General features: G+C 64.2%; 13 protein-coding genes. 6 read left to right on the top strand and 7 right to left on the bottom strand.

Annotated features, from left to right (window positions below; genetic code table 11):
* Positions 1 to 27: 27 nt before the first annotated feature.
* Both R3E77_00925 and R3E77_00920 read right to left on the bottom strand, forming a co-directional pair.
* On the bottom strand, positions 28 to 2,256 hold the full coding sequence (locus R3E77_00925; GenBank protein MEZ5497968.1) for a GGDEF domain-containing protein: 2,229 nt from the start codon (positions 2,254 to 2,256) through the stop codon (positions 28 to 30).
* 118 nt (positions 2,257 to 2,374) lie between these two features.
* Entirely contained in the window at positions 2,375 to 3,535 is a 1,161-nt protein-coding gene (locus R3E77_00920; protein MEZ5497967.1) for a peptidoglycan DD-metalloendopeptidase family protein, read from the bottom strand.
* 86 nt (positions 3,536 to 3,621) lie between these two features.
* Between R3E77_00920 and R3E77_00915 the strand changes: the two genes are divergently transcribed.
* From R3E77_00915 to R3E77_00900, 4 genes are read left to right on the top strand one after another with little or no spacing between them, the layout of a single operon-like run.
* On the top strand, positions 3,622 to 4,047 hold the full coding sequence (locus R3E77_00915; protein ID MEZ5497966.1) for a rhodanese-like domain-containing protein: 426 nt from the start codon (positions 3,622 to 3,624) through the stop codon (positions 4,045 to 4,047).
* 2 nt (positions 4,048 to 4,049) lie between these two features.
* Positions 4,050 to 4,310, top strand: a complete 261-nt coding sequence (grxC, locus tag R3E77_00910; protein MEZ5497965.1) for a glutaredoxin 3 — start codon at positions 4,050 to 4,052, stop codon at positions 4,308 to 4,310.
* Between the two features lie 24 nt (positions 4,311 to 4,334).
* On the top strand, positions 4,335 to 4,808 hold the full coding sequence (gene secB, locus R3E77_00905; protein ID MEZ5497964.1) for a protein-export chaperone SecB: 474 nt from the start codon (positions 4,335 to 4,337) through the stop codon (positions 4,806 to 4,808).
* The gene (locus R3E77_00900) at positions 4,809 to 5,828 is read left to right on the top strand and encodes an NAD(P)H-dependent glycerol-3-phosphate dehydrogenase (GenBank protein MEZ5497963.1); all 1,020 of its coding nucleotides are present in this window, start codon (positions 4,809 to 4,811) and stop codon (positions 5,826 to 5,828) included.
* 2 nt (positions 5,829 to 5,830) lie between these two features.
* Here R3E77_00900 and R3E77_00895 read toward each other — a convergent pair whose 3' ends face one another.
* The gene (locus tag R3E77_00895) at positions 5,831 to 6,301 is read right to left on the bottom strand and encodes a tRNA (cytidine(34)-2'-O)-methyltransferase (GenBank protein ID MEZ5497962.1); all 471 of its coding nucleotides are present in this window, start codon (positions 6,299 to 6,301) and stop codon (positions 5,831 to 5,833) included.
* Positions 6,302 to 6,358: 57 nt separating this feature from the next.
* Between R3E77_00895 and R3E77_00890 the strand changes: the two genes are divergently transcribed.
* Both R3E77_00890 and R3E77_00885 read left to right on the top strand, forming a co-directional pair.
* Positions 6,359 to 7,345: a dihydroorotate dehydrogenase gene (locus tag R3E77_00890; protein MEZ5497961.1), complete on the top strand. Its 987-nt coding sequence runs from the start codon at positions 6,359 to 6,361 to the stop codon at positions 7,343 to 7,345.
* A 14-nt stretch (positions 7,346 to 7,359) separates the two neighbouring features.
* Complete coding sequence (locus tag R3E77_00885) at positions 7,360 to 8,058, top strand: SDR family NAD(P)-dependent oxidoreductase (protein MEZ5497960.1); 699 nt, start codon at positions 7,360 to 7,362, stop codon at positions 8,056 to 8,058.
* Positions 8,059 to 8,078: 20 nt separating this feature from the next.
* Here R3E77_00885 and ntrC read toward each other — a convergent pair whose 3' ends face one another.
* From ntrC to glnA, 4 genes are all read right to left on the bottom strand, one after another.
* Positions 8,079 to 9,461 (bottom strand): nitrogen regulation protein NR(I), encoded by a 1,383-nt coding sequence (ntrC, locus tag R3E77_00880; GenBank protein MEZ5497959.1) that lies wholly within the window; start codon positions 9,459 to 9,461, stop codon positions 8,079 to 8,081.
* Positions 9,458 to 10,552 (bottom strand): nitrogen regulation protein NR(II), encoded by a 1,095-nt coding sequence (gene glnL / locus R3E77_00875; protein ID MEZ5497958.1) that lies wholly within the window; start codon positions 10,550 to 10,552, stop codon positions 9,458 to 9,460. Before glnL ends, ntrC begins: the two co-directional genes overlap by 4 nt.
* A gap of 30 nt (positions 10,553 to 10,582) precedes the next feature.
* Positions 10,583 to 11,134: a DUF4124 domain-containing protein gene (locus tag R3E77_00870; GenBank protein MEZ5497957.1), complete on the bottom strand. Its 552-nt coding sequence runs from the start codon at positions 11,132 to 11,134 to the stop codon at positions 10,583 to 10,585.
* Between the two features lie 146 nt (positions 11,135 to 11,280).
* Positions 11,281 to 12,690, bottom strand: a complete 1,410-nt coding sequence (glnA, locus tag R3E77_00865; protein MEZ5497956.1) for a glutamate--ammonia ligase — start codon at positions 12,688 to 12,690, stop codon at positions 11,281 to 11,283.
* Between the last annotated feature and the right edge of the window lie 7 nt (positions 12,691 to 12,697).

Raw genomic sequence — 12,697 nt, 5'->3', positions numbered from 1 at the left:
GGACAGGGCAAGTGCGGCGATCTTAGCTCAATGCATGCGCCGGCTGCGCGCGGTTTCGTCGCTGGTCGGCAATTGCGTCACGGGTGTTGCGCTGCTGTAGATGGAAAGATCCGCCAGCACATCCGTGAGGGGTGTCGGCCGGCCGATTGCAAAGCCCTGGCCGTAGTCAACGCCGAGCGAAGCGATGCGATCGCGCAATTCCTCGGTCTCGACATACTCGGCAACGGTCACGAGCGACATGCTGCGGGCGAGTGCTGCAATCGCCTGGACCATCGATTCGGAGCGCGGATCGCGTACCACGTCGCGCACGAAGCTGCCGTCGATTTTCAGCATGGTGACCGGCAGCGACCGGAGGTAGGCGAGGGATGACAACCCGGTGCCGAAATCATCCAGCGCGACGCCTACGCCCATGGCGCGCAGCCGCCGCATGAAAAGTTCCGCTTGTTCGATGTTGCCAACCGCCGCACTCTCGGTGAGCTCGATGCACAGGCCCTCGGGCGGCAGGCCGCTCGACTCGATGGCTGCAACATAAGCATCGCAGAAGCCGCTCTCGAGCAGCGATTGGCCGGAGATGTTCACCGTGAATACGAGCTTGCCGGCCGCGAGCTCGCTCGCATGTGGTTGCAACAGGCGAATCGCCTCGGAAAGCACCCAGCGATCGATCTTCGGCATCAACTGGTAACGGTGCGCGGCCGAGAGGAAGCGGTCCGGGCCGACGGTCTGGCCATCCTCGCCGAACATGCGCAGCAACAACTCGAAATGCACCTGATGCGTGACCGTATCGCTGATTGGCAGGATCAACTGCGCATCGAGGCGCAGACGATTCTCTGCAATCGCCGCACGCAAATCGCCCGCCGCGGAAATGTCGGTGAAGCGGCGCACGATGCTGGCGTCCGCCTCCTGATAGAGCTCGACGCGATTGCGGCCGCGATCCTTTGCCGCCTTGCAGGCCGACTCGGCCTCCGCCAGGCAATGTGCCAGATCGCCCTCCTCGAGGGGGGCGACACCGATGCTGAGCGAGACGAACAGCCGCGCTGCGCCCTGCTCGGAACTCAATTGTTCGGCGCCACTGCGCAGCACTTCGCCGAATTCGGCCGCCGCTTCGACCTTGCTCGGCACCGCGATCGCAAACCGGTCGCCTGCGATACGCGAACCCAGACCGCGCGGTGGCAATTTCGATCGAATCAGCTCGCCGAGTTGCGCGATGACCCGATCGCCCATGTGCATGCCAAAGTTTTCGTTCACCGCATGCAACTGATCGACATCGACATAGAGCAGGCTCCAGCTCGCCGGCGCGGCGCCCTGGGCACGTTCACCGCGCAGCCGCTGCTCGAAAGCCGGCCGACTCAGCAAACCACTGGTTGCGTCGTAACTGCTCTCGATCAATGCAACGGCGCGGCGCGCCAGGAGTTCGCCGAGTTGCGTGTCGCGTGCGCTGTAGCCCGGCGCTGCCGGGCTGCGATACAGTGCAAGAACACCGACGACCCGGCCGCTGGCATGGCGCAGCGGCGTGCCCATGATGCGCGCCTGGTTCCGCTCGCCATCGACGCCCGCGAGGCGATTGGCAATGACTGATTCACGCCGCGACTGCACGAGGGTGAGGATCTGGCGGTGCGTGCGCGCAACGATGCCCCGGTCGAGTTCGCTTTGCGGATCAGCCCAGATGAGCACCAGGCTCTTGTCAGGAACGATCAACGCTCCGACCGCGGCACCGAGGTGTGTCGCCGCACTTTGCAGCAGCGTGCGCAGGTCGTTGGCGCCATCGGCAACGTCTCGCTGCTGCGACACGTCGAGCAGGAGTTGCACGTCCTGGTCGCGCGCGCTCAGCGCATTCTGCAATGCACCCATGTCATTGTGCAGTTCGAGTTCGCGCGCCAGGCACTCGAGTGCAGGCCGCACGAGTGAATGCACGAATCCAAAACCGCGGTGTTCCACCGAACCCGCGCGGCGCACGACGATCACGATCACGCCGCTCAGCGCGCCTTTGGGATCACGCAGCCAGTTGAGGTAGGCGGCCTCGTCCTTGTGCAACTCGCGCATGATGCCCTTGTCTTCGGCGCGCACATTTGCGAGGTTTTCCTCGACGAGTTGCAGCAGATCCGGCCCGACCGTGGACTCGCTGCTCCAGCGCATCTGCCCCTGCCGGTCGAACAGCGCCACCAGCGCAGCACGCGGCAGCAGCGCCTTGATCAGGCGCGCATAGGAATCGAGCGATTCGAGGTCCGTCGATTGCTCGACAGGTAGCGCAGCGGGCATCGAAAATCCCTGTGACCCGCGTGGCGGGCAGGTAGCAACGATGTGTCAATCGACGCCGGGCTGCGTTGATGCACTGCGCATTCCGCCGGTGCCACAGGTCTGACTTGACATAACCGCCTCAGCGGGGCGGACTCGGGGTGCGAAACCAGCGCTGCGGATCGACTGGCTTGCCGCCCTGGCGAATCTCGAAATACAGCTCCGGTCGCGACCGGCCGCCGCTGTCGCCCGCGGCGGCGATGGTATCGCCGGCAACTACCTGCTCGCCCACCTGCTTGTAGATACGATCGTTGTAACCATAAAGGCTCATGTAGCCGCCGCCGTGGTCCACGATGACCAGCAGCCCGAGGCCGGCCAGCCAGTCTGCGTAGACAATGCGCCCGCGATGCACGGCGCGGATTGGAGTATCGCGATCGGTCGCGAGCAGCACCCCTTCCCATTTCAGTCCGCCGACCCGGGTCTCGCCGAACCGGGCGACCAGTTTGCCTGTCACAGGCCAGGCGAGTTTCCCGGCGAGCCTGCCGAAGGGGCTCTTGTTGTCGACTGGAAAGTCCCGCGATGCGCGCGCCAATTCGCGCAGCAGCCGCTGCAGAACCGCCTGCTCGCGCTGCAGCCGGGCGAGTTGCTGGCGGCGATCGCTGGATTGGCTGTCGAGCTTGGCGAGCACGCTGGCGCGTGCTTCGCGCGTGTCGTTGAGATCCGCGAGTTTTTGCGTTTGCTCGTCGGCAAGCATGGCGAGCTTTTCTTCCTCTTGATGCAATTCGCGATCGAGTTCCTCGAGCTTGGCGAGCGCCGCGCGTATGCTGTCGATGTCGGCCGAGCGGGCACGGCCGATGTAGCCGAAATAACGCAGCATGCGATTGGTGTCGGTCGACTCGCCGCCCGAGAACATCAGTTTCAGCGGATCGCTGCGGCCGATCATGTAAGCCGCACGCATCTGGGTTGCAAGCCGCTCGCGTCCGGCGTCCAGGCGCTTTTGCGCATCGCCACGCTCGGCCTGAAGCTCATCCCTGCGCGCGCGCAACCTGCGCTCCTCGTCCTTGATCTCGCGCAGGCGGCCACGCACGGCCTGTACGGCCTGTTCGGCTTCGCGTAGGTCGCTCGCGAGCCGGTTGCGCTCCGCCTTGTCGGCATCGAGCTGCTTGCGCACGGCCGCGATCCGCTCGCGCAAGGCCTGCAGCCGCGCTTCGGTGTCGCGCGTGTCGGCGCGAGCGCCGGCAGCGCAGAGCGTCACCGCGAGCAACAGCGCCAGGAGCGATCGCCAGCGGCAGCGCCATGTCATTTGGACCTGCTCCGTCACGATTGCGAGTCTAACGCAGCGCCCGGCCGCTACCGTTATAATGCGCGCCGCAACCGGGTCCCAATAATATGAACGCGCTACAGCAACATTTCGACCGTCATCCGCTGCTCGTCGCTGCTGCCTTGGCAGCTGCGGTGCTGCTCGCGATCTACGAATTCATCCGCTATCACCGCAAACAGGCCACGATATCTCCGCAGGAGCTGATCAGGCTGCAGAACCATGGTGCCCTGGTGCTCGACTTGCGGGACGGCGAGGCCTTCAGCCAGGGACACATCGGCGGCGCCAGGCAATTCGCGGCGGGCGATATTCTCGATGCCGGTGCCAAGCTTGGCAAATACAAGGACAAGCCGCTTGTCGTCTACTGCGACACCGGCGGGCTGGCGGGATCGGCAGTCAGGCAGCTGGTCGCCCAGGGGTTCAAGCACGCCTTCGCCCTGAGTGGCGGACTCGGCAGCTGGCGCGCTGAGAACCTGCCGCTCACCAAAGCGTCCTGACCATGGCCAAGGTCGTCATGTATTCAACTGCGTGGTGCCCGTATTGCGCACGTGCCCGCAATCTCCTCAAGCGCAAAGGCGTCGCGGTCGAGGAAATCGACATTGACGGCGGAGCGTCGCTGCGCGATGAAATGATCGCCCGCAGCGGCCGCCGCACGGTACCGCAGATATTCATCGATTCGCAGCACGTTGGCGGCTGCGATGATCTGTTCGCAATCGAAGAATCCGGCAAGCTGGACGCAATGCTCGCCGCCGGCAACTGACCCTACCACTCCCGAGGAATCACGATGGCCGAATCGCAGCAACCCATTTCGTCGACGGCAGACGGCGAAGGCCCGCAGCTGATGCTGCAGAATGTCTACCTGAAGGACTGCTCCTTCGAGTCGCCGAACGGCCCGCGTGTCGACGGCAACTGGAACCCCGAAGTGTCGATGGACCTGCAGACCGGTTCGAGCGTGCTCGAAGGCGATCTGCGCGAAGTGCTGCTCACGATCACCGTCAAGGCACAGCAGAATGACAAGCCGGTGTTTCTGGTCGAGGTCAAACAGGCGGGAAGCTTTCTGATGCGCGGCCTTACCGAGGCGGACAGCCGTCGCGCAGTGGCAAGCGTTTGTCCCACCGTGTTGTTCCCCTATGCGCGCGCAGTCGTATCGCATCTGGTGTCGCAGGGCGGTTTCCCGCAGTTCCTGCTGCCGGCGGTGAATTTCGAAAACCTGTACGCCAACTCCGTTGCCCAGGCCGGCAACGCGACGCGCAACTGAATGACTTCCCACTCCCCGACGCCGCCCGGCATCACGGTCATAGGCGCCGGGTCCTGGGGCACCGCGCTCGCAATCCAGTTTGCGCGCAGTGGGCAGGCAACGCGCCTGTGGGGGCGGGATGAGGCCCAGCTTGGCGACATGCAGAGGTTACGCTGCAATTTGCGCTACCTCCCCGATGCCCGATTTCCGCAGTCCCTGCAGATCGCGAACTCGCTCGACGAGGCACTGGCACAGGCGCGCGACGTGCTGGTGGCCGTGCCAAGCCACGCGCTGCGCAGCACGCTCGAGAGCCTCAAGCCCCGCCTCGGCGCGACGACCCGCCTCGCCTGGGCGACCAAGGGCTTCGAGCACGAGACCGGCAAGCTGCCGCATCAGGTAGCCGCCGAGGTTCTGGGCGCGGATCGGCGCGTCGCGGTGCTCTCCGGACCCACGTTTGCACGCGAGGTCGGCGCCGGATTACCGACCGCCATGACCATCGCCGCGCGCGACGAGTCCTATGCGCGCGAACTTGCCGAGGCCGTGGCGGCACCGAATTTTCGCGCCTACACGTCCACCGACATCATCGGTGTGGAGGTGGGCGGCGCCGTCAAGAACGCGCTCGCGGTTGGCGCCGGTCTCGCTGACGGACTGGGCTTCGGCGCGAACACGCGCATTGCACTCATTACCCGCGGGCTCGCCGAAATGGTGCGCCTCGGCGTGGCGCTGGGCGGCGAGCGGGACACTTTCATGGGTCTTGCAGGACTCGGCGACCTGGTGCTGACCTGCACCGATGACCTGTCGCGCAATCGGCGCTTCGGACTGTTGCTCGCCTCGGGGCACGCGACCAACGAGGCGCTGGCGCGAATCGGCCAGGTCGTGGAGGGCTATGGCGCGGCACGCGCCGTACGTGCCGTCGCCACCCGTCACTCGGTGACCATGCCGATCATCGACGGCATCTACGCCACGCTCTACGAAGGCGTTCCCGCCCGCGAGGTCGTGCACGGCCTGATGACACGGCCGATCAAGTCGGAAACAGCCTGACGCTAGCTCGGTGCTCGCGGGACGAAGCCGATCTGACGCCAGGCTTCATAGACGACGACGGACACTGCATTGGCCAGATTCAGACTGCGCTCCGTCGTCAACATGGGCAGATGGACGCAGCAGGCCAGGCCATCGAGGCTGCAGACCTGCTCCGGCAAACCGCGCGATTCGGGACCGAAGAGAAACGCGTCCCCGGCACGGTAGCGCATTGCGTCGTAGCGCGTACCGCGTCCGGTTTCAACAGCGATCAATCGCGAAGGCGCACGCGCCGCAAGGTAGTCCTCGAGGCTGTTGTGTACATCGACGCTCGCAAGTGCAGCGTAATCGAGACCCGCGCGGCGCAGCGAACGTGCATTCAGCTCGAAGCCGAGCGGGCGTATCAATGCGAGCCGCGCGCCGGTATTGGCGCAAAGGCGAATGATATTGCCGGTATTGGGAGGAATCTCCGGCTCGAACAGCACGATTTCGAACATCTTGTGGCCGGCGCGACTTGGAAGCGGCGTTGGGTGATAATCGACAGCGGCAAGTATATGGAAAAGCAGAGCGCACAGCCCGGGCCCGGTATCGCACTCGATTTCTGCGGCCTGGAATTTTCCTCGCCGATAGTGCTCCTGTCCGGTTGCGTCGGCTTCGGCGAGGAATACACGCGCGTCGCCGGCTTCTCCAATCGCGACGCCGGGGCGGTGGTCCTTAAAGGCACGACGCTGCAGGCCCGCACGGGTAACGCACCGCATCGCATATACGAAACACCGATGGGCATGTTGAATGCCATCGGGCTTCAGAATCCCGGCGCGCGCCACGTCGTCGAGCGCATACTGCCGCAACTCGATTTCACGGAAACGCGGTTCATCGCCAACGTCTCGGGCTCGACCATCGACGAATATGTCGAGGTGACGCGCCTGTTCGATGACTCGCCGATCGATGCGATCGAGATCAACATTTCCTGCCCGAACGTCAAGGAAGGCGGCGTACAGTTCGGAAACTATCCGGACATGTCAGCGCGCGTGGTCGCAGCCTGTCGCAAGGCGACGAGCAAGCCGCTGATCACCAAGTTATCGCCCAACCAGACTGACATCGTCGAGAATGCGCGCCGTTGCATCGAGGCGGGGAGCAATGCACTTGCGGTAATCAACACGGTCATGGGCATGGCCATCGACACCCTGCGCCAGGAAGCGGTGCTCGGCAACGTGCAGGGCGGTTTGTCAGGCCCGGCCATCAAGCCGATCGCGCTGCTGAAGGTGTTCCAGGTCTACCAGGTGGCGGCACCGCACGGCGTACCGATCATCGGCCAGGGTGGCATCGTCAATGCACGGGACGCCATCGAATTCATTCTCGCAGGCGCTACGGCGATTGGTATCGGCACGGGCCTTTTCTACGATCCGATGCTGTTGCCGAAGATCAATGCCGGACTCGTCGAGTATCTGCAATCGGCCGGCTGCTCGTCGCTGCGAGAACTCGTCGGCCGTGCCAACCCAGCCTCGCGAGCCAGCAAGGCGCGGGCTCTCGGCCCCGGCTGATACGGAAACGGAACGTGCAGATCAATGGCTGTTGTGCACTCGTCACGGGCGCCAATCGCGGCATAGGCCTGGGGTTTGTCGCCGCACTGCTTGAGCGTGGCGCACGAAAAGTATACGCAACGGCCAGACGTACCGAATCACTGACACCAGTGACCGTCCTCGATCGCGAGCGCATCGTGCCGATGGCGCTCGATGTCGTAGATGCCGAAGCCATCGCCGCCGCGTGTGCCGCGGCGAGTGATGTGAACCTCCTGGTCAACAACGCCGGAATCGTCGAACGCGGCGGATTCCTCGATCGCCCGGACCTCGACGGCCCGCGTCATGAAATGGAAGTGAATTTCTGGGCGCAGCTCGCGATGATACGCGCGTTCGCACCGCAGCTCGCGGATGGCGGCATCATCCAGGTGCTGTCGATCGGCGCCGTTGCAACCGTGCCCTATGTGGGCAGTTATTGCGCGAGCAAATTTGCTGCGCGCGCCATGACACAGTGCGTACGCGCCGAACTCGCGGCGCAGCGCACGCAAGTGATGGCGATCTACCCGGGCGCGATCGCCACGGACATGTCGGCGCAGACGCCGGGTCCGAAGATCTCGCCGCACACGCATGCACACCACTGCCTGGCCGCATTCGAAGCCGGGGTCGATGAGTTCTTTCCGGATTTCAAGGCGCAGGCAATGCGCGATCAGCTGTTGCGCAACCAGCAACCGCTGTAGGCGATGCGCACCTGGATCGCCTAGATCCCGAGTTCCTTCGCCTTGCGGGTCAGGGTATTGCGACCCCAACCCAGCAGCCGTGCCGCGTCCTGCCGGTGGCCGTGGCAGCGCTTCAGTGCCACCTGCAGAAGTGCCCGCTCGAATTGCGGCAGGGCCTGATCGAGTAGAGGCGTCCGGGCGTCGGCCGCCTCGGCCCAGGAAATCAGCGCCTGCACCCAGCCATGGTCGGAAACCGCGACGCTCTTACCCGTAACGCTTGCGGGCAGGTCCTCGGCCGTAACCCGGGCGCCCGGCGCCAGCGCTGTCAAACGTCGACACAGATTCACCAGTTCGCGGACATTGCCCGGCCAGGCGTAGGTCATCAACGCATCGCGAGCCGCCGCGGTCAGTTGTTTGGACGGCATGCCGAGTTCATCGGCGGCCTGCTGCAGATAGGCCAGCAACAGGTCCGGAATGTCCTCGCGCCGCTCACGCAATGGCGGAAGTTCGATGCGTACGACGTTCAGTCGGTGGTAGAGATCCTCGCGGAAATCGCCGCGCGCGATGCGTTGATCGAGGTTCTGGTGCGTCGCTGCGATCACCCGGACATCGACTTTGATGCGTGACTGTCCGCCGACGCGGTAGAACTCGCCTTCGGCGAGCACACGCAGCAGGCGTGTCTGCAGCGCCGGCGGCATGTCGCCTATTTCATCGAGGAACAGGGTGCCACCGTCGGCCTGTTCGAATCGGCCGCGGCGCTGACTCGCGGCGCCCGTGAAGGAGCCTTTCTCGTGACCGAACAATTCCGATTCGAGCAGGTCCGCGGGAATGGCCGAAGTGTTGAGCGCAACGAAGGGCGCGGTGCGGCGCGGGCTGTTCTCGTGCAATGCCCTCGCAACCAGTTCCTTGCCGGTACCGGTCTCGCCGGTTATCAGCACACTGACCGATGAATTCGCGAGTCGGCCAATGGCGCGAAAGACCTGCTGCATCGCCGGCGCCTTGCCGAGGATGCCAGTGCCGCCGCCGCTGCGCATCGCGGGGGTGTCCCGCTCGCTACGATTGGCAACGGCGCGACGCACCAGATCGACGGCGTGATCGATGTCGAAGGGCTTGGCGAGATATTCGAATGCACCACCCTGGTAGGCGGATACCGCGTGATCGAGATCAGCATGCGCGGTCATGATGATGACCGGCAACTGCGGATGATCGTGCTGCAGCTGCTGCATCAGTTCGAGCCCGTTGATGCCGGGCATGCGGATGTCGCTCATGACGACGTCCGGCGAGGACTTGCCGATCGCTTCGAGCATGGCGGCGCCGGTATCGAACGAGCGCGTTGCAAATCCGACGCCCCCGAGTGCCCGCTCCAGTACCCAGCGGATGGAAGGATCATCATCGACCAACCACACTGTTTCGGCATTGCTCATGACTGTGCCTCTTGGCTGATCGGCAACAACAACGTAAATACGGTTCGGCCCGGCGCGGATTCGAATTCGATCAGGCCGTCATGGCGTGTCAGCAGTTCCTGCGCGAGCGACAGTCCAAGGCCGGTACCGTCACTACGTCCCGTGACCAGTGGCAGGAAGATGCTGTCTCGCAGCTCATCCGGCACACCGCAACCGTTGTCCTCCACCTGCAGGCAGGCGACGAGTCGATGGCGCGTCGCGCCAATGGTGCAGTTCGGCAACGCGCGACTGCGCAGGATGACACGGCCGCGCTCGCCAAGGGCCTGGATGGCGTTGCGCAGGACGTTGATCAACGCCTGCACGATCTGCGCGGGGTCGAGCATGGCATCCGGCAGGCTCGGGTCGTAGTCGCGCTCCATCAGGATCTGACCGCGGGTTTCCGCCCGTACGAGCCGGAACACGTGTTCGCAGATCTCGTGCAGATTGCTGAGCTGCTTGCGGGGCGCGGCCGCAGGGCCCGACATCGAATCGACGAGGGCGGCGAGCCGGTCCGCCTCGCTGATGATCACCTGCGTGTATTCGCGAAGCGCGGGATCGGCGAGCTCGCGCTCGAGCAGCTGGGCTGCGCCGCGCAACCCGCCCAAGGGGTTCTTCACCTCGTGGGCGAGCTGACGAACCATCATGCGTCCGCTCACGATGCGGGCGAGCAGTTCGTTCTCGCGCGCAATGCGCTGTCTCTCGGTCGCATTGGTGATCTCGAGCAGCACCATCGCCTCCTCGGGCCCCAGCGAACTGATGACGATGTCGACGATCCTCTCGTTGCCAGGCGCGCGGGCGCTCACCAGTCGAAATTCGCGCTCGCTGAGCGTTGCGCCGCTTGCGGCACTGCGCTCGATGGAGGCCATGAGGCCATCACCGTCGATGACGAGTTCGCGCAGCGACCGGCCGCGCATGGCATTGAGGCTCACGGCAAGCACATCCTGGGCGGCGAGGTTCGCGGTGACGATGTTGAGCGCGGCATCGACCACCACCACGCCGGTGGTCATGGAATCGAGGAGCTCGAGGTGCGCCAAGGGCCGCGGCAATTGCAGCGCGCTGGGTTCAGCCGCCATGGGCCGCTCCCCGCGATGGGCGCCGGAGGATCAGCGCGGTTTGGGTCGTCGGTTGGGCGCGAGCAGACTCGGCTGCCGGACGTGGAAAGTCACGGCCGCGCTGCGGCACAGCGTGCCACCGTTCGCGTCCATCAGCACCGCGGACACGGTGTGGGTGCCGCGATAAACCGGCGAGAGCGTGAAGCTGGTGCCGGTCGGTGACAGGCCATCGACTCGTCGCCCGTCGAGGTAGATCTGCACGAACTGGCCAGAGAGCGGTGCGGGTTCGATGCGCACGCCGACAGTGACGGTGTTGACGTTGATCAGCGCCTCGTCCGCGCCGGGACTGCTGATTTCGCAGCTGCGCGCGAGCGGCGCATTGTTCGCGCCAGGGTTCGAGGGCTGGGCAGGTGTCGCGTTCGCCGGCGGTGGCGGCGCCTTGTAGGTCTGCACCTGCACTTCGACCTTTTGCGCGCCTTCGGTCGGGCGATCGGAGTAATGCACCACGCCGTTGGCATCGACCCAGCGATAGATGCCAGCGTCGGCAACGACCGCGAGCGTCATTGCTGCTGCCAGCGTTAAGGTAAATGCAATCGCGCGCATCGTCTGAAAGCATAGTCCTGCGCGCCGGCAAAGACAAAAGCGGGTGACGGCATACTGTGGATACCGTCACCCGCACCCCTTGCCCGCATTCGAACGGGAGCCTGTATTTGACTTTGTCGGCCGCCGCCAGGCTCACCATCGAACCGTCAGCAGCTGTAGTACAAGTCGATCTCGGCAGGATGCGTAGCCATGCGCAGACGCGTCACTTCCTGCATCTTGAGGCCGATGTAGGCATCGATCGTGTCGTTGCTGAACACGCCGCCGCGGGTGAGGAACTCGCGGTCCTTGTCGAGATGATCGAGCGCCATGTCGAGCGAGTGGCACACGGTCGGGATGGATTTGGCTTCCTCGGCCGGCAGGTCGTAGAGATCCTTGTCCATGGCATCGCCCGGGTGGATCTTGTTCTGGATGCCGTCGAGGCCCGCCATCATCATGGTGGCGAATGCGAAGTAGGGATTCGCGAGCGAGTCCGGGAAGCGCACTTCGATGCGTCGTGCCTTGGGGTTCGAGACCCAGGGAATGCGAATCGAGGCCGAGCGGTTGCGCGCCGAGTAGGCCAACATCACGGGCGCCTCGAAACCAGGCACGAGCCGCTTGTAACTGTTCGTGCCGGCGTTGGTGAAGGCATTGAGGGCCTTTGCATGCTTGATGATGCCGCCGATGTAATAGAGCGCGAGTTCCGAAAGACCGCCGTACTTGTCGCCGGCGAACAGCGCCTTGCCGTCCTTCGAAAGCGACTGGTGCACGTGCATGCCGTTGCCGTTATCGCCCACCAGCGGTTTCGGCATGAATGTCGCGGTCTTGCCATAACCGTGTGCGACGTTCAGGACGCAGTACTTGAGGATCTGCACTTCGTCGGCCTTGCGCACCAGCGTGCCCGCGCCGACACCGATTTCACCCTGGCCGCCGGTGGCGACTTCGTGGTGATGCACCTCGACGGTGAGGCCCATTTCCTCGAGCGCGCCGCACATCGCGCTGCGCACGTCCTGGTAGGCATCGACGGGCGGGACCGGGAAGTAGCCACCCTTCAGGCCAGGGCGATGCGCGCGATTTCCCTCGGCGTAATCGCGCGAAGAATTCCACGCACCCTGCACGGAATCGATTTCATAGAAGCAACCATTGAGCGACGAGCCGTGACGCACGCTGTCGAAGATGAAGAATTCGTTCTCGGGACCGAACAACGCCTTGTCGGCGATGCCGGTGGATTTCAAATAGGCCTCGGCGCGCTTGGCGATGGAGCGCGGACAGCGGTCATAGCCTTGCATGGTCGCCGGCTCGATGACATCGCAACGAATATTGACGGTGGCTTCTTCATAGAAAGGATCGATCACCGCCGATGCCGCGTCCGGCATGAGGATCATGTCGGATTCATTGATGCCCTTCCAACCGGCTATCGACGAACCGTCGAACATCTTGCCGTCGGTGAAGAAATCCTCGTCGATGTAGCGCGACGGGATGGTGACGTGTTGTTCCTTGCCGCGCGTATCCGTGAAACGCAGATCGGCGTACTTGACGCTCTTGTCTTTGATTAGAGCAATGACTTCTTTGACTGACATTTCGGCC

The organism is Steroidobacteraceae bacterium (genome assembly GCA_041395505.1).
Taxonomy (GTDB): Bacteria; Pseudomonadota; Gammaproteobacteria; order Steroidobacterales; family Steroidobacteraceae; genus JAWLAG01.
This window is presented reverse-complemented; position numbering and strand designations above follow the sequence as displayed.